This window comes from Paenibacillus sp. FSL W8-0187, from assembly GCF_037969755.1.
Taxonomy (GTDB): Bacteria; Bacillota; Bacilli; order Paenibacillales; family Paenibacillaceae; genus Paenibacillus_AQ.
In genome coordinates this window covers 5527442-5551544 of record NZ_CP150206.1, presented here as the reverse complement: position 1 = coordinate 5551544, position 24103 = coordinate 5527442, and the positions used below count along the sequence as shown (strand labels likewise).

Here is a 24103-nt window from a genome sequence, read left to right as displayed (position 1 = left end):
TAGAGCTGTCAGAAAGCACATGTGTAGCAGAACCGAAACCCGCAAAATTTTTGAAGGAGCATTCCACTCTCTGTCCATGGTGCGGAAGCAGTCTAACCACTTTGACGGATCTGGACATCAGCCATCCGAAGTTTCAATTCTTGGGGTTGTCCGGAGAGAGGCTGCGAGTGAGCACCTGCCTGAACTGCAGCTGTTACGATACGATCTATATGGACGTAGATTTCCATGGGAAATCCGAATGGAGCCAAGTCAATAGTAGACAGGGTTATGTACCGGAGCCTGATTCCGAGGAGGATGATAGGAACTATTCGGCGGTGGGGCAGTCCTTACGGCTTGCGGACCATCCTCGCAACAGCTATTATGCGGCCTATTGGACGCTTGGTCCGGCGGTTTCGCAAATCGGCGGCTATCCGGCTTGGATTCAGGACGCCGTATATCCCTCCTGCTCCTGCTGTTCCAAAAGCATGACATTCATCGGGCAGTTGGACTGGGAACAGATCGAGGAGTATGGAGAAGGCATTTATTATATGTTCCTGTGCGCGGCCTGCCAGGTGACCGCAACCTTGTTCCAGCAGACGTAACCTGACTTAAGCAATGATTTGAGTAACTGATTCCAGCTATCAGAACGGGCAGTATACTATTTTTTCCGTACCATCTTTTGATATGGTATTATATACCATTATAAGGATTGAGAATGGAGGCCTCATACTTGAAGGTATTGAAACGTAGAGTAGCTTATATGTTAGTGACGATACTGCTGGCAGTCAATTGTACCGCGATGGGCGTTGTGGGAGCTGCAAAGGCCGTGAACGGTGATTCCCGCCCCATACCGGTAAGCGTGGCTGGCGGCAGCGGGCATGGTGTAGCGGCATGGAGCGACGGCTCCGTGACCGCCTGGGGTTATAACAAGTCAGGTCAAGTAGGTGACGGGACTAGCATTCATCAATTGGTGCCAAAGCAAGTTGCGGGTCTAACTGATATTGTTCAGGTGGCGGCAGGTGACAATTCTTCATATGCCTTGGACAAAAACGGGGATGTGTGGGCCTGGGGCGATAATTACTCGCCTTATATTAACGGGGATCCTTTCCAAAAACGGGGAGGGCTGATGAAGCTGGAAGGACTTAAGGGTGTAGCCAGTTTGGTCATTTCAAACCATGGCTCTGTCGCATTACATAAGGATGGGACTGCAACGATATGGCGTCCGACGTATGATCCGAATGATCATTTAAAGATGACTGTCAAGTACTTCCCTATCAAAGGAGTCACGAATGCAAAAACAATAATGGTCGCCGGACATGAGGCACTGATTCTCGGTAAAGACGGCAGCGTCGATATGTTAACGGTATATAACAGTTTCTACGATCGATTCCGCCTGGAACGCGAGTTTGGCGAGGTTAAACCGCTGGTTACCTCCTCCATTACCGGAATCGCAGTGGATTGGTATGACGTGTTCCTGCTGCATGAGAATGGGACGGTGCTGCGGTGGAATGTGAATACCAAGCAGCAAGCGCCGATTGCAGTAAAGGGTCTTAAAGAAATCCGAGAGATAAGAACAGGGTCCAACCGTTTATTTATGCTTAAAAACGACGGCACGGTCTGGCAGTGGAATTACAACGACCCGACGGCAAAGCCCTTTCAAGTGAAAGGTCTGACAGGTATAACGGCGTTATGGGGCACCAAGGGATATACAGGTTATGCAACCAATCAGGACGGTAAGGTGCTGGCTTGGGGAGAAGAGAAATATCAGGGCAGCGGCTCTCTTAACGAGAACGATGGGAATCCAGTCTTCGTACAGCCTCCTCTGTCCTGGTCGGTAAACGGACAAAAGGTTAGCTTCTACGGATCATCCGCCATTGTGAAAGACAAGCTGTATGTACCGTATAATAGCGTATTTGAAGCGCTCGGGATCAAAGTGAAGCGCGGACAGTCCAATCCGGATCCGAAACACGGAAATCATCGATTTCCAATTTGGTCTTTCTCTTATGGAGGGAATACCGTATCCATTAAGTCCAGTGATCCTGCAGTTGTATTGGTGAACGGGAAGGTGACGCGAGAAAATGCCAGCATTCCATTCCTGGCTGATTCGAGCATGTTTCCATTGGAGTTGATCACATCAAAGCTTGGCATTCCGTCGTTCTGGAATAAAGCGACAGGCGAAGTGATCCTGGGGAAAACACCATAAGGAAAGGTTGATGAAAGCACGCCCATGCGGCGTGCCTTTTGCTATTGTAAGGAAAGGCATGCGGACATCACAACCGTCGGCGAAGATGCCGCATAATCCTTCCGATGATGCCCGCCTACAAACACATGAAGGGTCCCACTTTATCAGTAAGAACAATTTCTTCTAACACTTTTCGCAACAGCTGGGACATGACTCTTCACTTCACCTGTGTGAACATCCGCTTAGTTTCTACAAACGAAGTAATGCCAGCCACTAGGAAATACTCTCCTTTAGATTTTAGTAACCGTTATTGCCCTTAACGCCTTTGGTCATAACCCAAAATATAAGAGCAACAGCGCTGACGGAGGCTCCAAGCAAGCAAACTCCATGCCAGCCATACTGTGCATAGATATGGGTCGAAGCAATGGAACCGGCGGCACTTCCGATGGAATAAAAAATCATATACCCGGCAACCATGCGACTGCGCGCTTGTGGGCGCAATACAAATATCATACTTTGATTCGTGACATGCACCGCCTGTACCGCCAAGTCCAGCAGAATAATACCAATGACTAAGGCAAACAGGGACTGTTCCGTGTAGCTGATCGGCAGCCATGACAGCAATAGCAGGGACAATGCAATTCCCGTCGTTCTTTGGCCGTAACCTCGATCGGCTAGCTTACCGGCCTTTGCTGCAGCCAATGCACCCACGACGCCCACGAGACCAAACGCCCCGATGGCAGAGTGCGAAAGGGATAGTGGCGGCGCGCTAAGAGGCAGCACCAATGGTGTCCACAAAATGCTGAAAGCGGTAAAAATCAGCATAGCTAAAACAGCGCGGATTCGTAATAACCGTTCTTGCAGGAACAACATCAGTACCGACTTAAGCAGTTGAGAATAGGGAAGAGTCTTTACCTTACGCTCAACATTGGGCAGCACCTTATATAATGCGTAAACCATGAGCAGCATCAACGCAGCAGAAACCAAATAAACCGAACGCCATCCTGCAAGATCCTTCAAAACTCCTGAAATGGTTCGCGCAAGAAGGATCCCAATCACAATTCCACTGGTTACCATACCTACGGCACGCCCTCGTTCAGCAGGAGCAGCTATGGTCGCCACAAAAGCCACAATAGTCTGCGTTACTACGGCAAGCAATCCGACCAAAGCCAAACCTGCAAAGAGCATCGTGCCGGACGAAGCAGTTCCAACGATAACGAGAGCCGCCATGGAGATCGCCATTTGAGCGATAATTAATCGACGCTGGTTCAGTAAATCCCCTAGAGGCACCAGCAGCAGCAGTCCCAATGCATAAAAGATCTGTGTGACGGTAATCAGAATTCCAATGATGGAATAGTCCATGTTGAACTCGTTCGACAGCTCATCGAGCAGCGGCTGAGCGAAGTAGATATTGGCAACTGACATACCGCAAGCAATCGCAAACAATAACGTAACGTAACGAGTCAAAGGCATACGATTACCGGATTCGGCCGTGGTCACCGTCCCCTGTGACGCATTCGCCGCTGCTTCGTCATGGACCGCTTTTTTTGCTATCAATTTTTCCATTTTATGCACCAATCCTATCGAGGTTTTTTGTGTACCGATCGGTATGTTAAATCGCCTGATAAATATATCCCATAATAACAATCTATGTCAACGGATTTATTTCAATCGTATGAGTAACATTTGATAATATAGTTATAACAATGTAATATACAGGGGATCGGTATTTGACAAGAGCAGCGGTACATCATAAAATGAATTATACTGATTGGTAATGAAAAAGTGTTATTCACATGCAGTTTGATCATGGAGTTTCCTGAAAATAAAAAGTAACGAGAGGTAATCAATCATGGGGCGAATCCGCGAATTTGATGAAGAGAAAGTATTAGATGCCGCAATGCAGCTATTTTGGGAGAAGGGATATGAGGCTACCTCATTGAGCGATTTGACTTCCGGAATGGGCATTCAGCGGCCCAGTATATACTCAGCCTTTGGAGACAAGAAAGAACTGTTCGAAACCGCTCTGCGAAAATACACGATGTCGCATGCTTCCGAGGCGCGAACCAGGCTTCAAAACAAGCCATCGGTCAGAGAGGCTTTTCGAGCTCTTTTTGAGAATGTGGTTGATGAGGAATATTCCGTAAGCCGCAGCCGAGGATGCTTTTGCATCAATACGATGGTCGAGCTTGCGCCTCATGATGAGAAATTTGAAATTCTGACAAGGGAGCATCAGATGTACCTGGCGGTCATATTTCAAGAAACCATTGAACGAGGCATACAATCGGGCGAGCTTGCGAGTGACACAAACGCCAAAGCTTTATCACAAGCGCTCATCGTATCGCTAATTGGGCTGACCGTCATGTTGAAATCCCGTCCGGAGCGCTCATTCGTAAATAATACGATAGAGGTGACGCTTACATTGCTTAGATAAATGGTCATCCTAACTGGAACGTTTAAAGGCGCTATCCCACCAAAGTAATTCGCGGATGCCTTTTGGGTTTCATGTTTAGGTGTTGTTGCAGCCGTCCAAGCATAGTAAACTGTTCTAAAAAAACAATAGTAGGTGCATCGATGGATATGAACATACGGACAGGACGAATAGAGGATCTTCAAGAGATCATGGCTTTGATAACCCGCTGTGTTGCGGTCATGCAGGCCGGAGGCAGCGATCAATGGGATGATCAGTATCCGAACCGAGAGGTGATCGGTGAAGATTTGCAGCGAGGAACATTGTTTGCAGCTGAGCGCGAAGGCCGCATCTTGGGGATTGTTGTCCTCGATGAAACGCAGGATGAACAGTACGAGACCATTAATTGGAGGCAAGTAGAGGGACCGCATCTCATGATGCATCGGCTTGCCGTCGATCCGGAAGCACACGGACAGGGCATTGCGCGAAAATTGGTAGCCTTCTCCGAAGAATATGCCGCTCGAGAGGGTTACACGAGTCTTCGGTTGGATACCTATGCCAAGAATACCGCTGCACTCAAGCTGTATCAAGGATTAGGTTATGACCTGCGGGGAGAAGTCAACTTCCCGGGCAGAACAGCAAGCTTTCCGGTATTTGAAAAGGTACTTGGATAAACAGACCTTGAAAGTAAGTCTGCTGAGGATCAGCTCGTGTGCTGTTCCGCAGCGGACTTTTGTTGTTTTAAGATAAGTAACGATTTCTTGGTTATGGTGATGGGGCCTGTCGGGATACCCATTTCATCTTCTATTTAGATTTTTTTCAAAATAGGTATTGCAATTCGGTGCAGGGATGAGAGATAATGTATTTAGATGAAATTCTAAATAGAAACATGGGTGATGCACATTGGGGTTTCCGGAAACATTTAAGGCGTTGTCTGATCCGGTGAGACGGGACATCCTCGTTATGCTCAAGCGCGGTAAAATGTCAGCCGGAGAGATCGGCCAGCATTTTGATATGACCGGGGCAACTATTTCGTATCATCTATCGCAGCTGAAGAAGGCCGGGCTGATATTTGAAACGAAATATAAAAATTATATTTACTATGAGATCAACGTGTCCGTTTTCGAAGAAATTATGTTGTGGTTTTCACAATTTAACGGGGGGAAACAAGATGGGGAAAAAGAATAGTTCGATGCTGGTTATAACAACGCTGATCTGTTTGTTGCCGATTATTTTATCAATGACGCTGTATAGCCAATTGCCTGAGCAGGTGGCTGTTCACTGGGACGCGGCGGGCAATCCGGATAATTATGTGTCGAAGGCGATTGCGGCGTTTGTGCTTCCGTTGTTTACGGCAGTTATTAACGTCATTATGCATGTAGCGCTTAACAACGATCCTAAGAAAATGAATGCTGCCCCGGTTTTAAGAACGATGGGTCTTTGGCTCATCCCCGCGCTGTCTCTCATTCTCATGCCGATCACGCTGTTCAAGGCCATGGGGGCCGAGCTGCCGATCCAGACGATTGCACCGGCTCTCGTGGGCATGCTTTTGGTGGTCACCGGCAATTATTTGCCGAAGAGCAAACAGAATTATACGGTGGGCATCAAGCTGCCTTGGACGCTGAACAGCCAGGATAATTGGAATAAAACGCATCGTTTTGCAGGGTATCTATGGATGGCAGGCGGAGCGTTCATGATCCTGATGGCGTTTCTGAAGGTGAACCTTGCCGTCGCAGTTGTCCCTATCATTATACTGATTGCAGCGGCTCCAGCGATATACTCATTCTCTTTGTATAAAAAGGGTGTGTAATAACGGGCGGGTTCTCAAAGCATAAACTACACGAACTGCCAACAAGCTGACTCCAGGATCGAATGGGTCAGCTTGTTTATTTTACGGCAAAGCGCGAGTCTATCCGTTCGGGAGACCTCCCCCATAGCAGCTATAGGCACTGCGCCGCATAGGGATGGAGCTCATACTTCACGACATGTTTGCCCTGGGACCCGGTTACCGGAATTAACAGCCCCTTATCGCAAAGAGAATGAAGGAAGCGAAGGGCGGTCCGATGATTCAGACGCAGATGTGTCTTCACATCGATCGGGCGGAGGGGCCGTGCAAGCATGCATGCAAATTGGATGATTTCACGTTCTGTTACCGTGGATACACTTGTTGAATGCGGTTCTGCCAGATACCGGTTTATGACCATCCGCAGGAGCGTCATGCACAGCTCCGGGCGGTGAGCCACATCATCGCAAGTAAATGAAATCACCTGATAACCCATGGCGGATAAAAAGGTTTCCCGATTCAGCTCGTTGCAATATTTCTGCCGGTCCATCTCGGTTGTATGTGTGCTAAATGGTTTAACCTCGATGATCAGCCTCAGATGCGGAGTGATGAAGGCGAAGCTGCAATAATAGGATCGTCCGCGCCAATCCAGTACCTCGAATTGTGGATGTAATTCGCGAAAATGACCACGCAGCGGCCACCAGACATTTTGGCAAAACAAGGTTTCGGCCTCACCATGCCCTCGTTCCAGACGACCTCTTCTTTCTCCGGTTCTGTTCCTTAGATGATAATGCATAAATGTCCCATGAGCCTTCACAAAATCCATCTTACGGTATACCTCCCCATATAAATAAAAAAAGAACGCCCCGGCCTCACTCCAAATAAGGAATGCGCTGGGACGTTCTTCGTCTCTTGCCACTTATTATAATCAAAATGTGATCGTTTCACCACAGGATTCTCATGAAAATTACGAGCTCTGCTCGAGCACTGCTTCCCGGGCTCTTTTGCTGCGCAAACGAAACATGATCCGGCGCAGCAGCTTGATAAAATAACCGACCAGAAAAGCCGAAATGACCGTGCCCTCGCGTACGCCTTCAATCGAACCGAAAGCAAACAGCGAGATGACGATGCCGATGGATACCAGGGTCCAGTCGAACATGATCTTAATGTTCCCGAATTCGGCACCGAGCTTTTCAGAGATGACTTTCACAATGCCTTCACCCGGGTTCAGGATCGTATTCGCGATGATTTGAAGATAGATGCCGATGGCCAGAATCATGCAGCCCGTCAGTAACGCCAAAATTTTCATGAAATACACTGTAAAGTTGAGCGAACTTACGATATACGCCCCCATATCCAGAAACAGGCCAAACAGAACACCGACAAACACTTGCAGATATTGCATCTTGGGAAACTGCTTACCGAGCAGGAGGACCTGGATCACCACAAACAGCAGGCATAACAGGATGGTCATCAGTCCCATGGAGAGGGGGAATTTTAAACTCAGCACATACGGTACACTGGCAATAGGGGAGGTTCCAATATTGGCTTTGGTCACGAGAGCCGTGCCAAGTCCCATTAAGAATAGACCTACAATGAGGATGATATATCGTTTCATAAGCTGCCTTGTCATGGTTGCATTCCTTCTTCGTTATGATATAGATGGATCCGCCGACACTAACATCAAAAAATGATAGCAGCTTTCATTATATCACTAAACAACGACAGCGAAGCAGCTGTATAAAAAATGAAATAAAAAAAGCTGAACTCCATCATCGTGGAATTCAGCTTGATATGCCTTATTTACCGTACGGATCAATGGTCTGAATGGTACCGTCCTCATGGTAGGTCAGCTCGGTGAACTTGACGCTGCGTTTGTTGTCGGCCCCGCCGGAGAGGGAGCTGTCATGGTAAAAGAGATACCATTTATCCTGAAACTGAACGATGGAGTGATGGGTCGTCCAGCCGATAACAGGTGTTAGAATCGTGCCTTTGAACTCGAAAGGCCCCGTTGGACTTTGACTCGTGCCGTAGACGATTTTGTGTGTTGAGCCGGTAGAATAAGAAAGATAGTAGGTGCCGTTGTATTTATGGACCCAAGGTCCTTCAAAATATCTTCGCTCTTCATCCCCCGCGACAATCGGGTTGCCCTCCTCATCGACGATGGATATTTCTCGCGGCGTCTCCTTGAAAGTAAGCATGTCGTCGCTCAGCTCTGCAACCCGCGGTCCGATGGCAGGCGCATCTGCGGCAGGTCCTTCCGCATCCGAAATATGCGATCCGGTCTGCCATTGTTCCAGTTGTCCGCCCCAGAGGCCGCCGAAGTAAATATAGGCCCGGTTATCGTCGTCCACGAATACGGCAGGGTCAATGCTGTAGCTGCCCGGGATGTAATGAGGCTCCGGCTTAAAGGGGCCGGAAGGGGACGAGCTTGTCGCTACGCCAAGACGGAAAATATCGTCATGATCCCTGGCAGGGAAGTATAAATAGTAAGTATCGTTCTTGAAGGCAGCATCCGGTGCCCACATTTGCTTTTTCGCCCATGGAACATCTTTTACATGAAGGGCTTCGCCATGGTCTACGCATGGAGCATTCACATCATCCATTGATAGAATATGGTAATCTTCCATGTCATACTGGTCGCCGTTATCATTGGAGGTATTCTCGTGGTCCAGATCATGGGATGGATAAATATAAATTTTACCCTCGAATACGTGGGCGGAAGGGTCCGCGGTATAGATATGGGTTACGATCGGTTCATTAGGCTGTACGGGTTTGGTCATCACGTTTCCTCCTTGAATCGTTGCATTGTAAGCGCTTGTATTTATTCTATCAGACGCTTTCCTCACAAAAAACCTAATAAAATTAGGTTTTTCACCTAAAAATATTAGATCTTTTTAGATTGAGGCTCGGTCGGATATAATCAAGCATAGAAATGACAGGAGGTGCATGATGAGAAAATACTTGTCCATCCTCTCGGATATGGAATCCAAAATCTCGGAAGGACAATACCGTCCCGGGCAGAAGCTGCCTTCCGTACGGAGTGCTGCGCTCACGTACGGATGCAGTGTCAGCACCGTGCTGCGAGCCTACGCCGAGCTTGAGAAACGACATGCGATCTATTCCGTATCCCAGAGCGGATATTATGTGGTCGACCGTCCGAAAGAGGAAGAAGACGCGAGTGTCAGCACCATGATCGATTTCTCTTCGGCCTCTCCGGATGTGAATGTATTCCCGTATCTGGATTTTCAGCATTGCCTGAACAAGGCGATTGATACCTATAAATATGAACTGTTTACCTATGGCGATCCGCAAGGGATGGAGAAACTGCGCCATACCCTGGTCTCCCATTTGGCAGGAGCTCAAGTGTTCACTGCCGCGGAGAGGATCGTGATTACGGCGGGCGCCCAGCAGGCGCTTGAGATTTTGACAAAAATGCCGTTTCCCGGCGGACATTCCGCCATTCTGGTCGAACAGCCAAGCTACAATAACTACTTGCAGTTGTTGGAGAGTGAAGGAGTACCCGTTATCGGATTAACCCGCACGGCAGCGGGGATCGACCTGCAGGCTCTGGAGGGGCATTTCCGATCCGGACATATTAAATTTTTCTATACGATGTCAAGATATCATAATCCGCTGGGCACCACCTATAGTGCAGAGCAGAGGAAGGCCATTGCTAACCTGGCGGCGAAATATAATGTCTACATTGTGGAAGACGATTATATGGCTGATCTCGGCGAGGAGCGGGGATACGATCCCATCTATGCCTACAACCGAACTTCGCATGTCGTGTATTTGAAGAGCTTCTCGAAGATTATTTTCCCTGGATTACGCCTGGGAGCCGTCGTCCTGCCGGAACATTTACTCCAAACGTTTAATGCCCACAGTAGTTATGGGGATACGTCGCTGCTGTCCCAAGCGGCGCTCGAAATTTATATCAGCAACGGGATGTACGAGCGGCACAAACAGAAGATTTATAGCCAGTATGAAACCCGAATGCAAGCCCTGAATGCCGCTTTGCAACCGTACGAGGGAACCGGATTCATTGAAGCCATGCCCGGCGACGGCGGCATATATAAACTGTTTAAGCTGCCGCAGACCGTTAACTTGGAGCGATTGATCAGGCGGCTACAAGAGCGGAACGTTCATGTGGTGTCCGGCAAGCTGTTTTATCTGTCCGACTACCTTATGCGCGAGAAGTTTATACGTATCAGTATTTCCAGAGCGCGATTGGAACAGATCGAGGAAGGGGTTCGTGTTATAGTGGAAGAAGTAAAGCGAGAGGTCGGAAATCACTGGTAATGCCATATCGTGGAACGAAGGAGCGAGGCTTTTCATGGAGCATAAGGAAAAAGTATACAACACCGCGGTCGAAGCTACGCTGGAGGTCATCGGCGGAAAGTGGAAACCGGTCATTCTCTTTCATCTTACCTTCGGTAAAAGACGCAACAGCGAATTTTTAAGCCTGATTCCCCAGATCACGCAAAAAATGCTGACACAGCATCTGCGGGAGCTGGAAGAGGAGGGCATTATATTACGCAAGACGTATAATCAGGTTCCGCCCAAGGTGGAGTATGAATTGAGCGAGTATGGCTGGAGCTTAAAGGAAATTCTTCATTTGATGTGCAGATGGGGAGATATTCATATCGAACGGAAGTATGGCGAATCGGCCATGGTGCTGGAGAAGCCGGCATTTGAGGATAGGCATTAAAAGGTGTGATAAATGAAAGAGCCGACTATTCCACGTATAGTCGGCTCTTCGTCATGCAGCTTGCGCGATAACTTATGGAATGACTTTACGCCGCCGGAGCTCGTCAAAGATGTTCATGAACATGGCCTCTGTTTCGACATACTCATGAAATCCGAAGCGTCGGGCCTTCGAACCGTCTGCAAAGAAATCATAATCCCAGGAGAACACAAAATCACCGAACTTCCAAGATGAAACCTCTTGATACGTGTGCTCCGCAAGTCCGTGCTTCTCAACCATACGATTCCAAACCGGCTCTTTATCCGCCATGACCGTTTCCAGATTCATCTGCAGGGGTGGCGCGGTTTCCATTTCAAAGTAGTTCGCAATCTTCGGCCATAACTCGTTCCAACGGAACAAGTCCCCGTTCGTGATATTAAATGCTTGATTGGCGCATCGATCATCGGTTGCTGCCCATACTGTAGCCTTCGCGAGCAGATCGGCATCGGTCATCTCCAGCAGAGTGTGATAGGCCCCGGGCTTACCTGGAAAACGCAGCGGGATGCCGAGCTCTTTCGAAATCGAGGCATAGACGGCAATGACCATCGCCAGATTCATCGGGTTTCCAAGGGCGAAGCCGCTGACAACGGATGGACGCAGGGCTGACCAGGTCCAAGCTTTGCCTTGCTGCCGTTCCTCGAGGAAGTTCTGCTGATCGATATTGAACTCTGGCGGCATATGGCTGGCATCTGTCTCCCGTGCTGGCGTCTTGAATGGACCGAGATGCGCGCCGTATACCTTGTAACCCTGCATCAGGCTGACATGCTGCAAATTGGCAGCAATCGGCTCGATAGCTTCCACTACATGGACGAGCATCGCCAGATTCGGTGCAACGAGCTCGGCCCACGTTGGCCGGTCCTGATAGGCAGCATAGAAGATATGCGTCACTTCCGATAAGTGACTTAATTTGGCGATCGTATCCTCGCGATCAAGCAGGTCGGCCGATATATAACGAACGCGGTTCGTTGATTCCCCGCCTCGGCGCGATACACCAATAATATCCCAATCGGGAAGCGTCGCAAGGTATTCGATGAGGTTGCGGCCGATCACCCCATTGGCTCCTACAACCAAAGCCGTCTTTTGCGAATAATGTGAATGTTGATCCGTATTCATAAATTCATCTCCTAACGACATGTTCTTGATTAATGTCATTTTGCACGTTAGGGTTCGGATTGAGAAGTACGCACTTTGAAGTGACCTAGTTACTTTTTGGTAATGTTTAAGCAATGCCAACCACATAAATCTAAGGGGATACGAAGCTATGGGTTTCTTTGAACAGGATGACAAAAGAGTTTTGAATGATAAACAAAACTTTGAGGATCGGGCTCAGAAAAAATAGTCCCTTCTTGAATTCCAAGAAGGGACTATTGCTTTTTAAACTATTAGTTTTTTCTATGAGAAGATCTGAAATTAAACGTATGGTTTTATTTCTTTTTGATAAAAGTCATATAATTGATCAACGGAAGAACTGGACAAGATATGACTGACCCGTTCAATTTTCTCGCGCTTCCAATCAAACCATCGCATTTCCTTTAACTTTTCAATTTCTTCTTCCGCAAAGCGTTTCCTTATCTCTTTAGCAGGGTTACCGCCTACGATAGTATATGGTGGGACATCTTTTGCAACTACCGAACCAGCCGCTACAATGGCGCCTTCGCCTATGGTCACACCTGGCATAATCATGGCATTCATTCCAATCCAGGCATCACTTTCGATGACTGTATCGCCTTTTGGTAGGTAAGAAGTTTCAATCTGCTCCACAAACGGATATACGGTTATCCATTCAGGATGATGATTGTGATTTCCACCCATTAAAATAACTACACCACTTGCAATGCATACGTAGTTTCCAATAATCAATTTATCTATATGCCAACCATGGTCTTCGATGGGGTTAAACAACCTTCTGGATTTTTCATCTCCCCATAGGTATCTAACGCAGCCATCTTCAAAATCATGATGATCGTAATAACCAGAATAGTAAGAGTATTCCCCTACTTGAATCATGGGGTTGGTGACAATATCCTTTAAATACTTAATTTCGGACCAGTGTTCAAACGAATGTTGTTTCATTCTTTTTCTCCTCGCTTCTAAGTAGAATAAATCATGATTTACTCAGAAGCTTAGTGCAATAGCTACATTCTTAAACCTTTTCAAACGACGAACCATCGTCCTCATCCTTTTCCTGTTTGTTGGTGAGATTGTAACAAACGTATTATCTTTTCGTCAAACACGCAGTTTGAATATACAGTGAATTTTTTGCTCATTCATTACGCCTGCTCATTTTCTTGTCTCAGATGGCAACTTGCCAGAGAGGCTTTTTAATTTAAATCTAATGGATCTTGATTTTTTATTTTTCGACAGCATATTGAAACATGCCTTCACCATATACTTTGCTATCAAGTCAATAAAGATGGTTGTCTTTAAGTGTGCGGAAGGGTGGGATATGGTTTGTCGGATCCTTTTGTAGTTCGATCATTAGACGAAATACGTTTTTGGTCACGCATTATGAAAGAACATTCCTTTTTTCTGCGGCTAGGATTTAGATGTGAAGACACGCAGTTAATTAATGAGGCTAATCAATTTCATGCAATCTTTGAAGAGATTGAAAGAAGATCACATTCATATCGTGCAGATACGGATCCGCAAACGATTCGACAGTTTAATTCAGAAGTTCACAATGCGGCTGCACACATTTGGGCGTTTAAGAGAAAGGTACTTGGGCTTATACTGCGGTGCCAGCTTCCTGGAGGAACAAATTTCCCGCTGCTTGTAGATCATGTTAGCCGAGAAGCAAATTACTTTAGAAATCGGTTAGAGGAACTCAATAGTGGGAGACTTGAACCATTACCTGATGCGATTATCGATGAAAATGTCTTTTTCCTAAAAATCATGGCTGACCATGCAAAATTTATCGGTCATCTGCTTGATCCATCCGAGCGAAAATTAGTGGAACAAGCAAGGGAGTTTAGCCAAGATTTTGATACGTTGATGTTTCAAGCCATTGACTTAAGTTCCATGCGTCCACAATCGCAAACCCATCCATTACTAAGTCAATTTGTTGATGAAAACCGCGTTTCAGTCAAATCATTGCGAGATTTTAAGAAGACTGCCCGCGACTTGATTGAGGAATGTCGAATCAAAAGCATCATTCATCCCTTATTAGCAGATCACGTTTTTCGTGAGGCTGAACGATTCTTATTTATCCTTGACATGTTCGATCGGTCGTTGTCTGGCATGAAGGTTAACAAGAAAGAAATCATGCATTAAGAAAAGGAGGTTTATTATTTGATGGAAATACCAATAACCGGTTTTATTGTTCATTCCAATGACTCCGATTCGGAACACTCGCATCAACTCTTTCTTACATCTTGGGATGGAAGACCCGTTAATGTTCATGTTCATCCCTTTAAAGGAGATACATCCTTTGATGTTGGACATTTCCACCATTACGTGGGTGTAACTGAACCAGCTCCAAGTGGCGTTCCACACTTCCATAATTATCATGCCCAAACATCATTTAATGACCAACACAAGCACATGATTAGAGGAACAACTGGCCCCGCCATTCCCTTGGCAGGCGGCGGGCACTATCATTATTTTGAAGGCTATACCACAGTAGATGGCAGGATTCCACATGCTCATCGATATAGTGGAAACACGGGTAATGAACAAGCAGGTTCTTGAGCCAATGGAGATCCTTGCTTGGCAGAGTCCAAAAAAAGACTTCCGGCTTGCTAACCGGAAGTCTTTTTAAAGTAAAGGAATATATTCGTAAATACCAGCTAAATGTAAGAAAGAAACAGGGTGGCGATACCAAAGTAGATGACAAGCGATAGGATATCGTTAATGGTTGTAATTAACGGTCCTGAGGCTACGGCCGGATCGATCTTGAATTTGAACAGAATGAGGGGGATGATGGTACCTGCCATGGTTCCCACGATGAGTGTTGCAATCAACGAGCTTCCGACCACAAACCCCAGATAGAGATTGCCCTGCCAGAAATATGCGATCAAGGATATCAGAATGCCGCATGTGACCCCAATCATCAATCCGACCTTCAGCTCTCTCGCTAATAGCCGGTACACCAGCGATTTCGTCATTTCTTTCGTGGTCAGGCCTCGCACAATAACAGCAAGGGACTGCGTGCCAGTGTTGCCGGTCATTCCTGCAATCATGGGCATGAAGAAGGCTAGCGCCACAACCTGAGCCAGCGTCTCTTCAAATCGGGAAATGATCGTTCCGGAGATCAGACCGATGAATAAGAGCAAGATTAGCCATGGCAATCTTCGAAAGGCGGCAACGGTTGCTTTGGTGTTGAAGTCGATGGATTTGCCCCCAGTGGCATTCATTTTCCGAATGTCCTCGTCGGCTTCCTTGATGACGACGTCGAGAATATCGTCAACCGTAATGATGCCTACAAGCCTGTTATCCTGTTCAACGACGGGGATGGCGACGAGATCGTATTTTTGGATAATCTGGGCGACTTCCTCCTGATCGGCATCCACAGGTACGGACAGAACCCGGCTGTGCATGATATCTACCATATATTCATCCGGCTCGGCCAAAATGAGTCCACGGTAGGACACCACGCCCATCAGCTTTTTGTCTTGGTCAATGACGTACAGATAGTTGATCGTTTCCGAAATGGAGACGTAGGTTTTCAGCTTCTGGACTACTTCCGATACGGTGTAATGCTGGGGAATCCACACATAACGGTTCGTCATGATTCGGCCCGCAGTTTCCGGCGGGTATTTCATCAGGTTCTGGACAAATTGGGATTCCTCGTCCCGCATTCCCTTGAGGAATTCGTCTTTCTGCTCGGGTGACAGCTCGTCAAGCAGAATGGCGAGGTCGTCGTTATCCATCAAGTCCAGGATGATGGCTGTTTTTTCTTTGCCCAGCTTGCCCAAAACCTCGATTTGCTGGTCGTGCTCCATTTCCTGAATCATATCGGCCAGCTGTTCCTCGTTCAGAAATTGCAGAAAGCGGGTTTGGTCTGTATCGCTGAGATGGCTATGTATTCTGGCCAGGTCATAAGGCAGAAATTCATCGATCATTCGCTGAAAGTCATTTGGTGTTTTTGCTTTCAGACTCTCGATAATATCCGGTATCCATTGCTCCAGTGTCCGAGTATTCACGCCTGCAATCCTCCTTTCTGATTCCGTTCTATTATAGCAAAATGTTTACGTATTATAGGGTTCACCATAACGACTTGTTATTAAACAGTCAGGATGCGGCAAGTGAATGAAAATAAGGTTTATGGACGAAAAAAAAGAGTCTGCAGCAAGATTTGCAAACGGTTGCAATTTCAAATAAGATATAGGCGCACAAATCTACGAGTAGGGGTGAGTATATGAAGTACAGACGTCTCGGGAAAACGGATCTGAAAGTATCGGTAGTCGGTGTGGGAACCTGGCAGTTTGGCGGTGATTGGGGGAAGGATTTCAATCAAAAGGAAGTCGATGCCATCTTAACGCATGCGAAGGAACTTGGCATTAATCTGCTCGATACAGCCGAATGTTATGGGCCTCATCATATGTCCGAGAATTTCATCGGCGATTTCTTGTCGCGCGACCGCCGCGAGGATTGGGTCATTGCCTCGAAGTTTGGTCATCGATGGCATGAGCAATGGGAGCACGCTTGGGATGCGAAGCAAATCCGAATTCAACTGGAGGAATCACTTAAAGCGCTTCGTACCGATTACATCGACCTGTATCAATTCCATTCCGGCTCGGATGAAGTGTTCAACAATGATGATATGTGGACGATGCTGGACAAGCAGGTTCAGGCGGGAACCATCCGTAATCTGGGCATTTCCATTGGTAGCAACAAAAATATCTATCAAACCGACAAGGCCGCGGAGGTTAATGCCAAAGCCATTCAGGTCGTGTATAACCGTCTGGACCAAGCTCCGGAGGAAGAGGTTCTTCCTTCATGCATGAAGCAGGATCTTGGCGTATTGGCGCGAGTTCCGCTAGCGAGCGGGTACTTAAGCGGAAAGTATAAGCCGGGGACGGTCTTCAGCGATAATGTGCGCAAGAACCGTGACCATGACGAGATTAATGCCAAGCTGAAGCTTGTGGAAGAGATTAAGCAGAACGAAGTGCCGGAGGGCGTGAATATGGCCGAGTGGGCGTTGGCCTGGTGCTTGAAGCATCCTGCTGTCAGCTGTGTTATTCCAGGCTGCAAGAGCGTCGAGCAGGTGCAGATGAACGCAAGAGCCGTGGAGCTGGATTTGGTCCAGGACGACCATCCAGGTGCGTGGAGGGAATAAAACGCTTGGATTTCATTTATTATTTTAGCTGATCTTATGAGCTGCGGCTTTGAATCTAGACATAAATAATATGAAAATCGTAAAAAGCCACTTTGCTAAGTGGTTTTTTTCGTTAGATTGTAATCTTTCAGATCAAGAATTATGAACGAATTGGGAATCGTATTTAGTAATAGGTTATAAATATGATAGAGTAGTTTTATGGAATGAAGATCGTGGGAGGAACCAGATGAAACCGATTAATAAACTTAGCGTTCAAGATGATTTTGTTGGATTTTACTTGCTGAAAGAATTAAATATGAGACAGACCAATGGCACGCCGCCGAAAGATTATTTTGATATTATTCTCTCGGATGCGAGCGGCCAGATTTCGGCCAAGTACTGGGATGTGACCATTCAGGATAAAGAAACGTTCCTGCCGATGCAATTAGTCAAAATCCGGGGAACCGTGCTGAGCTACAGGGATCAGCTTCAAGTCAAAATCAGCCGAATCCGTAAGGCAACGGATGAGGATGGCGTTTCCTTGACCGATTTTGTGAGGGCTGCGCCAATCCGTCCCGTGGATCTGTTACATACAATCAAACTTACGATGAATGAGATTGCAGAGCCGCAGGTACGAAGCATCGTGCAGTATTGTGTGTCAAAGGTGGAAGAGAAGCTGATGCACTATCCGGCTGCCAAAACCTATCATCATGCTTACTTTGCCGGACTTGCCTATCATATTGTCCGCATGCTGGAGATTGGCGATTTCATCTGCAAGCAGCGGCCGTTTCTGAATCCGGACTTGATCAAGGCCGGCATTATCCTTCATGATATCGCAAAGCCGGAAGAGATGATCGCACAGATGGGCATCGTTACGGACTACAGCAACCAGGGTAAACTGATCGGACATATCGCCCTGGCATCCAACTGGATCGTGGAAGCGGCCATTCAGAACGACATCGCGTTAGAATCCGAAGTGGTACTGGGATTGCAGCATCTCGTACTGTCCCATCATAACCTGGGAGAGTGGGGGAGCCCGGTTCAGCCGCAAACAGCTGAAGCCGTTGCGCTGCACCATATCGACCTGCTGGATGCCAAGCTGCAGATGGTAGAGGATGCCCTGGATACGACGCTTGAAACGGAGCCGTGGACACCGATGATCCGCGGACTCGATAATAAGGCGATTTATCGGTTAAAGGTATAACAATTGAGGCATCCCCGATCCATAGGATCGTGTAGGATGCCTCTTTATGATGCTTGGAGAAGTTATGATGTTTGGGTCGGTATGGTAAAGCGCACCGTTGCCCCGCGAGGCGGGGTGTTCTCGGCAGAAATAAGCCCTCCATGATGCTTAATGAGAAGTTTGGCGATATACAGCCCCAGACCGGAATGCCCTTTTTGTCTGGAGGAAGGATGATTCCCTTGATAAAACTGCTTAAATACCTGCTGCAGATCTTGCTGCTGCCCAAAGCCTGCTCCATTATCCGTCACAGCCATCATCACCTCCTGCTCGGTGATTTCGATCCGCCATAGAATCTGTCCGGCTTCTGGGGTATATCGAATGCTGTTCGAAACGAGATTATCCAGAACCTGCATGATGCGATAGGGATCCAGGATGACGGGCTTCTTGTTCATTCGATTATCGTTGATCTCCGTATGGAATGTTATGTTCTTATTGCTGCATAAAGCGGCATATTCCATGGTTTTATCATCCGCTAATTCTTCAATATCCACGGGAAGTGGCTGGAGCCGAAAAGATACCTTTTCAATTTCTGCGATGGTGTTCATATCCTGAAGGAGTTTCGAAGCACGTGTGGTGTTGCGTTTGATGACTTGCAGATATTGCGATTGTTTAGCTCCATAAGACTTCCCATTCATCTGCTCCAAGCCCTCAACATGTCCTTGAATAATCGTAAGCGGTGTCCGAAGGTCGTGAGCGAGAGCCGCAAACATGGTGCTTCGATCCTGCTCCAATCTCCATTCCCGCCGGGTGGATTGCTCCAGCTCCTGACGCATGTCCTCAAAAGCATTCGTAAGCTGATTAACTTCCGTTATGGATGATGTCCCCGTCATGGAAAAGTGTAAATTTCGCTCCTTAATCTGTTCGGCTCCTTGGAGAAGCTGCTGCAGCGGAGTGCTGATTTTGCGGCTGAATCGTCTTCCGAATATCAGAGTGAACAAGATGATATACAGAAAAGGCGTCAGAATAAAGGCCAGGGAGCCAAAGGTTATCACGGGATTCAACGCCGGATTGGCTGCCGTCACCTTCAGGTTATATCCAAGCAGAAGAGCTCCTGCAAGATCTCCGTCACTGGAGACAACCGGAATGTATTTAACGACTTGATTCATGCTGCTGCGCGTCTGGTTCAAGCGTGCCAGTATCTTTTGCCGGCTAAGCGATTCTTTTAGAGTAAGATCACCATATAAGGGTTCGCCGGTAAGGGATACAACCAGGTAGGACATGCCCTGCGAGGGGATCACCTTTTCAAGTTCGGCTTGTCCTTGCGTGCTCATGACAGAATCGCCCCGGTCTACCGCGTACTCCGAAATAACAGGGATCTGAGCTTCGTAATGATTTGCCGGGAGCACGATGTCATGGTTGAACAAGTACCCAAGCAGCATGACGAGCAGTCCCCAGGTTACAAGCGTAGCCAGCAAGCTGCAGGCCAGAATGGAGACGAAATGGCGGGCGAACGTGTTTTTGATGGAACGCTGTTTCATCATTTGGGATCCCACTTGTAGCCGATGCCCCATACGGTTTGAATATAGCTGCCTTCCTTGGCATGGGCGGCCAGCTTGGCCCGGATTTTCTTGATATGCTCGGTAATGGTAGCGTCGTCACCCTCAGCGTCAAACCCCCATAACTTCTCGTAAATCTGTTCTCTGGAAAAGACCTGCCCCTGATGCATCGCCAGCAGTTCTACGATCTGATACTCCTTATTCGTAAGAGCGATGTTGTGCCCGCTGCAGGTAACGGCATGTCCCTTGCAATCAATCATCAGGGATTGGAATCGCAGGACGCCTTGATCTTTTTGCGCGTGGATTCTCTTTTCTCGCCGCAGATGAGCATGGATTCTGGCTTTCAATTCCGCGAGGCTAAAGGGCTTGAGCAGATAATCGTCCCCGCCAGCAGCGAGCCCTCGAATCCGGTCCATTTCATTTTGGCAAGCACTCAAGAACACAATGGGACACTGCGTCCTTTCCCTAAGCTGCTCGCAGACCTCAATGCCGTTCATCTCGGGCATCATCACATCGAGGATGATCAGGGACGGCTGCTGCTCGCTCTGGATTAGCGCCTCCCGTCCACTTCCGGCAGTCAGTACGTGATAGCCTTCAATCTCCAGAGCGTCTTGTATAAAAGCGATGATTTCTTCTTCATCATCCACCAATAGGATCGTTTCGTTTGCCATATTTATTACATCCTCCGAAAAGTAGCTATTAACAAGGGGGTTATCTGGTTAGTGTACACGTCATTTCTAAAGAATGAATAAAGAAAGTCCTGTTACTTGAAGTTTATATATGCCTCTACTTCAACGGAGCAGGCGGAATCGTTCTGGAGAAGCGATAGCGGTCGCCTTTGCCCCCGGATTTCAACCATTCTTTCATGGATAAATAGAAAATCTGGGGGCAACAGTTATCATGAACGAGACAGACTCCCCGTAATTGCAACATCTTAGGTTAATTTTGGGAATAATGGTGTAGTAGAAGCTAAACCAAAACCAAAATCAGAGCTAAATTGCAAAGGAGAGTCTGTACTATGAAGGATACCATAAAATACGTAGGCTTAGACGTGTCGAAGGAAAATATTGCTGTATCTGTAGCTGATCCAGGAAGAGAAGGCGCTCGGTATTTGGGCACGATTCCTCATACCGAGTATCACATCTTGAAAGTATTGAGGAAGTTAGGCCAACCCAATGAATTAAGCGTTTGTTACGAGGCAGGTCCAACAGGATATCCTTTAGTTCGTTTGCTAACTGCACATGGATATGACTGCATTGTTATCGCCCCATCACTTATGCCTAGTCGTCCAGGAGAACGGGTAAAAACGGATCGTAGGGATTCGATGCGTCTGGCACAATTACTTCGAGCAGGTGAATTAACACGTGTGCATGTACCTACTCCAGAGGAAGAAGCGCTTCGTGATTTGGTACGAATGCGTGAAGATGTTAAGGAAGATCGAGCTCGAATCCGGCAGCGGATCGGGAAGTTTCTCCTTCGTCATCAGATTGCACCTAAAGAGCCACTTCGCCGCTGGACGGCTAAATACCGGTTATGGTTAGGACGTATTCCATTCGAGTCCGCTTCTCAACGTTTGGTTCTGCAGGAAATGCTGCATCAGATGGATGAAAATGAAGAACGTCTGAAGCGTTTGGAAGCAGCCATTCACGAAGAAGCCACGGAAGGGCACCACGCCCCCTTAATACAAGCCCTTCAAACCTTACGTGGAGTAGCTGAAACGACAGCAACAGGAATCGTAGCGGAAGTGTGTTCATTTACCCGGTTTGGTAATGCGAAGGCTTTCATGGGGTACACAGGTTTGGTGCCGAGGGAATACTCAAGTGGCCAAAGCCGATGGCAGGGAAACATTACGAAATCGGGGAATACCCACCTTCGTCGTTTATTGGTCGAATCCGCTTGGAGTTACCGCTATAAACCTGCGCTACAAGGAGAGTTAAAGAAACGTCAACAAGGAAAATCTCCTGAAATTCAGGCCATATCCTGGAAGGCACAGCATCGACTACATCGAAAATACACGAAAATGCTGTCAAAGGGTAAGCCTAGTGGCAAAGCAGTTGTGGCCGTGGCGCGTGAACTAAGTGGATTTATTTGGTCGATTGCCCGAGAACTTGAAGAGAAAAGGATAAATAGGTGATCACCATTCCTATTGGAATCTAGTCGTATTGTGAGAATGGTTGATTCAAGGTGATCCCGTTCCCCAAAAAAACAGGTGGAAGATGAAAAACTGAGTTAGAAGGCAAAGGGAAAAGCCGTAAGAGAGAATCCACGTCCATCGCTATGTGCCATCCCTCCAAAGGAAACGACGCACGACAACAGTTCGTGGTGCACTCTCTGCAGACGGAGAGAAAACATGCGGTATACAAAACCCGCGGATATCAGACTGCTCACCGTTGATAGCTTTTGCCTTCTAGTTCAGTTTTTACACCCTCTCTTGTATAAAGGGGGATTGGGAAAAACAAGGGAGTTACAAACTGCTATTTGACAGTTCTCGTTCATATCAGCGATCGGAAGAATGATCCGCATGCGCAGTGATGCTTAAGCTACTGTATACTTACAAATCAATATGAGTTTCTTTATCCTTTCTTTATGATTGTACCTTAACCTGAAGGCACAATGATAAGGAGGTACGATGATGGCAACGAATCCACAGCCAAGAATACAGCTCATCGATAGCTTGAGAGGATTTGCACTATTAGGCATCTTTTTAGTGAACATTACGTTTTTTACAACATCGCTACAAACCATTTCCTTCGGGGTCGAATTATGGTCAGGCTGGTACAATGAGATCCTGATGCTGCTGCGCGGAATTGTTATTGACGGCAAATTTATTTTGATTTTCTCTTTCCTGTTTGGTTTTGGCATGGTGTTGTTACAGGAGAGCAGTCAGGCCAAAGGCCGAAGCTTTAACCGCATCTATACTCGCAGGTTGACGGCTTTGCTTCTGATCGGTCTGATCCATGGCATCCTGATTTGGTACGGAGACATTCTGACCCACTATGCACTCATGGGTTTTCTGCTGATGCTGTTTCAGCGCTGCAAGCCGAGAACGCTGCTGATCTGGTCACTGTCCCTGCTGCTGCTCGTTCCCGTCCTGCTGACGGGAGCAAGTCTGCTGAGCTCCTCGGCCGGACAGGTTTTTGAGCCGTTGAGCCAGGCGGATGCACATCAGATGGGGATCTATTTCCAAGAGCGGGATGCAGCCATATACGGAGAAGGGACGATGACTCAGATCATCGCTCAGCGACTGAATGATTACATCGGCTCCATTTTGAATATGGTGGTCTTCTACCCGCAAGTATTAGGGATGTTCCTGATGGGTGCCTACTTCTGCAAGCGCCGTATTTTGCATGAGGTCCAGAAGAACCGGAAGGGGATCATCAAATTGGTCGTCATTGGCGGTAGCCTGGGTCTTGTCCTTCAACTCGTGATGTCGCTAGCGGATGGACTTCCATCCTGGGGCGAGGCGGTAGCCTTATTCGTTGGTGCACCACTCTTGACCCTGGGCTATATCGGCGCGTTTGCACTTTTATACCAGAATACATCATGGCAGAAGGTATTGAATTTATTTTCTTATCCCGGAAAAATGGCCTTCACCAACTATTTGCTCCAATCGATCCTGTGCGGATTGATCTTTTACAGCTATGGATTGGGGTGGTACGGAACGATCGAACCGATCTGGCAGATGGTGATGGTTGTCGTCATTTTTGCTCTGCAAGCGATCTTCAGCAGAGTCTGGTTGAAGCGGCTCCCGATAGGACCATTCGAATACATCTGGCGCCTGTTTACGTATTGGGGAAATCCGGTAAAGCAGGGGCAGAAGGTGAATGTTCGTCTCTGACATGAAGCCCGCTTATATAAAACTTCACTGCATCAAAGCACCCAAGCTTTAAATAAAACTCTTGCAATTTCAATCCGGGGTGTATTACAATGCTTCTTAATTAACGAACACGATATGTTAAAACAAGCGATGATGGAAAGAGTAAGCGAAAGAACGTTCCTGACAGGAA

The 24103-nt window shown here is 47.3% G+C and carries 23 protein-coding genes and 1 pseudogene; 14 read left to right on the top strand and 10 right to left on the bottom strand.

The window, feature by feature from the left end; all coding sequences use genetic code 11:
- Positions 1-101 precede the first annotated feature (101 nt).
- Positions 102-581 carry a hypothetical protein gene (locus MKY48_RS25055; protein ID WP_339291467.1) on the top strand — a complete coding sequence of 160 codons (480 nt, stop codon included), beginning with the start codon at positions 102-104 and terminating at the stop codon, positions 579-581.
- 128 nt (positions 582-709) lie between these two features.
- On the top strand, positions 710-2182 hold the full coding sequence (locus tag MKY48_RS25050) for a chromosome condensation regulator RCC1 (RefSeq protein WP_339291465.1): 1473 nt from the start codon (positions 710-712) through the stop codon (positions 2180-2182).
- A 59-nt stretch (positions 2183-2241) separates the two neighbouring features.
- Here the strand turns inward: MKY48_RS25050 and MKY48_RS25045 are convergent.
- Both MKY48_RS25045 and MKY48_RS25040 read right to left on the bottom strand, forming a co-directional pair.
- A pseudogene (locus tag MKY48_RS25045) lies at positions 2242-2426 on the bottom strand (LLM class flavin-dependent oxidoreductase); the annotation flags it as partial.
- Between the two features lie 32 nt (positions 2427-2458).
- Positions 2459-3634 carry an MFS transporter gene (locus MKY48_RS25040; protein WP_339293557.1) on the bottom strand — a complete coding sequence of 392 codons (1176 nt, stop codon included), beginning with the start codon at positions 3632-3634 and terminating at the stop codon, positions 2459-2461.
- A 379-nt stretch (positions 3635-4013) separates the two neighbouring features.
- Between MKY48_RS25040 and MKY48_RS25035 the strand changes: the two genes are divergently transcribed.
- From MKY48_RS25035 to MKY48_RS25020, 4 genes are all read left to right on the top strand, one after another.
- Positions 4014-4595 carry a TetR/AcrR family transcriptional regulator gene (locus tag MKY48_RS25035; protein WP_339291463.1) on the top strand — a complete coding sequence of 194 codons (582 nt, stop codon included), beginning with the start codon at positions 4014-4016 and terminating at the stop codon, positions 4593-4595.
- A 146-nt stretch (positions 4596-4741) separates the two neighbouring features.
- Entirely contained in the window at positions 4742-5245 is a 504-nt protein-coding gene (locus MKY48_RS25030) for a GNAT family N-acetyltransferase (RefSeq protein ID WP_339291461.1), read from the top strand.
- Between the two features lie 229 nt (positions 5246-5474).
- On the top strand, positions 5475-5759 hold the full coding sequence (locus tag MKY48_RS25025; protein ID WP_076324201.1) for an autorepressor SdpR family transcription factor: 285 nt from the start codon (positions 5475-5477) through the stop codon (positions 5757-5759).
- A complete protein-coding gene (locus MKY48_RS25020; protein ID WP_339267076.1) occupies positions 5743-6381 on the top strand; it encodes an SdpI family protein in 639 nt (212 codons plus the stop codon). The genes MKY48_RS25025 and MKY48_RS25020 overlap by 17 nt, the downstream gene beginning before the upstream one ends.
- Positions 6382-6511: 130 nt before the next feature.
- On the opposite strand, the gene MKY48_RS25015 is transcribed toward MKY48_RS25020, so the two are convergent.
- The 3 genes from MKY48_RS25015 to MKY48_RS25005 all read right to left on the bottom strand — a co-directional run bounded on the left by MKY48_RS25015 (position 6512) and on the right by MKY48_RS25005 (position 9137).
- Positions 6512-7180, bottom strand: coding sequence for a hypothetical protein (locus tag MKY48_RS25015; protein ID WP_339291459.1), 669 nt, complete (start codon positions 7178-7180; stop codon positions 6512-6514).
- Positions 7181-7321: 141 nt separating this feature from the next.
- Complete coding sequence (locus MKY48_RS25010; protein ID WP_098748299.1) at positions 7322-7987, bottom strand: DUF6198 family protein; 666 nt, start codon at positions 7985-7987, stop codon at positions 7322-7324.
- Between the two features lie 166 nt (positions 7988-8153).
- Complete coding sequence (locus MKY48_RS25005; RefSeq protein WP_339267071.1) at positions 8154-9137, bottom strand: glycoside hydrolase family 43 protein; 984 nt, start codon at positions 9135-9137, stop codon at positions 8154-8156.
- 169 nt (positions 9138-9306) lie between these two features.
- Here MKY48_RS25005 and MKY48_RS25000 point away from each other — a divergent pair, with 169 nt between their 5' ends.
- Positions 9307-10656 carry a PLP-dependent aminotransferase family protein gene (locus tag MKY48_RS25000; RefSeq protein ID WP_339291456.1) on the top strand — a complete coding sequence of 450 codons (1350 nt, stop codon included), beginning with the start codon at positions 9307-9309 and terminating at the stop codon, positions 10654-10656.
- 34 nt (positions 10657-10690) lie between these two features.
- Complete coding sequence (locus MKY48_RS24995) at positions 10691-11065, top strand: helix-turn-helix domain-containing protein (protein ID WP_100538657.1); 375 nt, start codon at positions 10691-10693, stop codon at positions 11063-11065.
- 72 nt (positions 11066-11137) lie between these two features.
- Here the strand turns inward: MKY48_RS24995 and MKY48_RS24990 are convergent, their stop codons facing one another.
- Complete coding sequence (locus tag MKY48_RS24990) at positions 11138-12214, bottom strand: SDR family oxidoreductase (RefSeq protein ID WP_339291454.1); 1077 nt, start codon at positions 12212-12214, stop codon at positions 11138-11140.
- Positions 12215-12511: 297 nt separating this feature from the next.
- Positions 12512-13174 (bottom strand): CatB-related O-acetyltransferase, encoded by a 663-nt coding sequence (locus MKY48_RS24985; protein ID WP_339291452.1) that lies wholly within the window; start codon positions 13172-13174, stop codon positions 12512-12514.
- 435 nt (positions 13175-13609) lie between these two features.
- On the opposite strand from MKY48_RS24985, the gene MKY48_RS24980 reads away from it, so the two are divergent.
- Together MKY48_RS24980 and MKY48_RS24975 are read left to right on the top strand one after the other, a co-directional pair.
- Entirely contained in the window at positions 13610-14371 is a 762-nt protein-coding gene (locus MKY48_RS24980) for a DUF2935 domain-containing protein (RefSeq protein ID WP_339293556.1), read from the top strand.
- Between the two features lie 21 nt (positions 14372-14392).
- Positions 14393-14788 carry a YmaF family protein gene (locus tag MKY48_RS24975; protein WP_339293555.1) on the top strand — a complete coding sequence of 132 codons (396 nt, stop codon included), beginning with the start codon at positions 14393-14395 and terminating at the stop codon, positions 14786-14788.
- 98 nt (positions 14789-14886) lie between these two features.
- Here MKY48_RS24975 and mgtE read toward each other — a convergent pair whose 3' ends face one another.
- Positions 14887-16242: a magnesium transporter gene (gene mgtE / locus MKY48_RS24970; RefSeq protein ID WP_076324188.1), complete on the bottom strand. Its 1356-nt coding sequence runs from the start codon at positions 16240-16242 to the stop codon at positions 14887-14889.
- A 215-nt stretch (positions 16243-16457) separates the two neighbouring features.
- On the opposite strand from mgtE, the gene MKY48_RS24965 reads away from it, so the two are divergent.
- Together MKY48_RS24965 and MKY48_RS24960 are read left to right on the top strand one after the other, a co-directional pair.
- Positions 16458-17378, top strand: coding sequence for an aldo/keto reductase (locus tag MKY48_RS24965; protein WP_339291450.1), 921 nt, complete (start codon positions 16458-16460; stop codon positions 17376-17378).
- 226 nt (positions 17379-17604) lie between these two features.
- Complete coding sequence (locus MKY48_RS24960) at positions 17605-18561, top strand: HD domain-containing protein (protein ID WP_339291448.1); 957 nt, start codon at positions 17605-17607, stop codon at positions 18559-18561.
- Positions 18562-18623: 62 nt separating this feature from the next.
- Here MKY48_RS24960 and MKY48_RS24955 read toward each other — a convergent pair whose 3' ends face one another.
- Both MKY48_RS24955 and MKY48_RS24950 read right to left on the bottom strand, forming a co-directional pair.
- A complete protein-coding gene (locus MKY48_RS24955) occupies positions 18624-20081 on the bottom strand; it encodes a HAMP domain-containing sensor histidine kinase (protein ID WP_339291447.1) in 1458 nt (485 codons plus the stop codon).
- A complete protein-coding gene (locus tag MKY48_RS24950) occupies positions 20078-20767 on the bottom strand; it encodes a response regulator transcription factor (protein WP_339267059.1) in 690 nt (229 codons plus the stop codon). The genes MKY48_RS24955 and MKY48_RS24950 overlap by 4 nt, the downstream gene beginning before the upstream one ends.
- Before the next feature lie 347 nt (positions 20768-21114).
- Here MKY48_RS24950 and MKY48_RS24945 point away from each other — a divergent pair, with 347 nt between their 5' ends.
- A complete protein-coding gene (locus MKY48_RS24945; RefSeq protein WP_339267677.1) occupies positions 21115-22230 on the top strand; it encodes an IS110 family transposase in 1116 nt (371 codons plus the stop codon).
- A 498-nt stretch (positions 22231-22728) separates the two neighbouring features.
- Positions 22729-23934, top strand: coding sequence for a DUF418 domain-containing protein (locus MKY48_RS24940; protein ID WP_339291444.1), 1206 nt, complete (start codon positions 22729-22731; stop codon positions 23932-23934).
- The last annotated feature ends 169 nt before the right edge of the window (positions 23935-24103 follow it).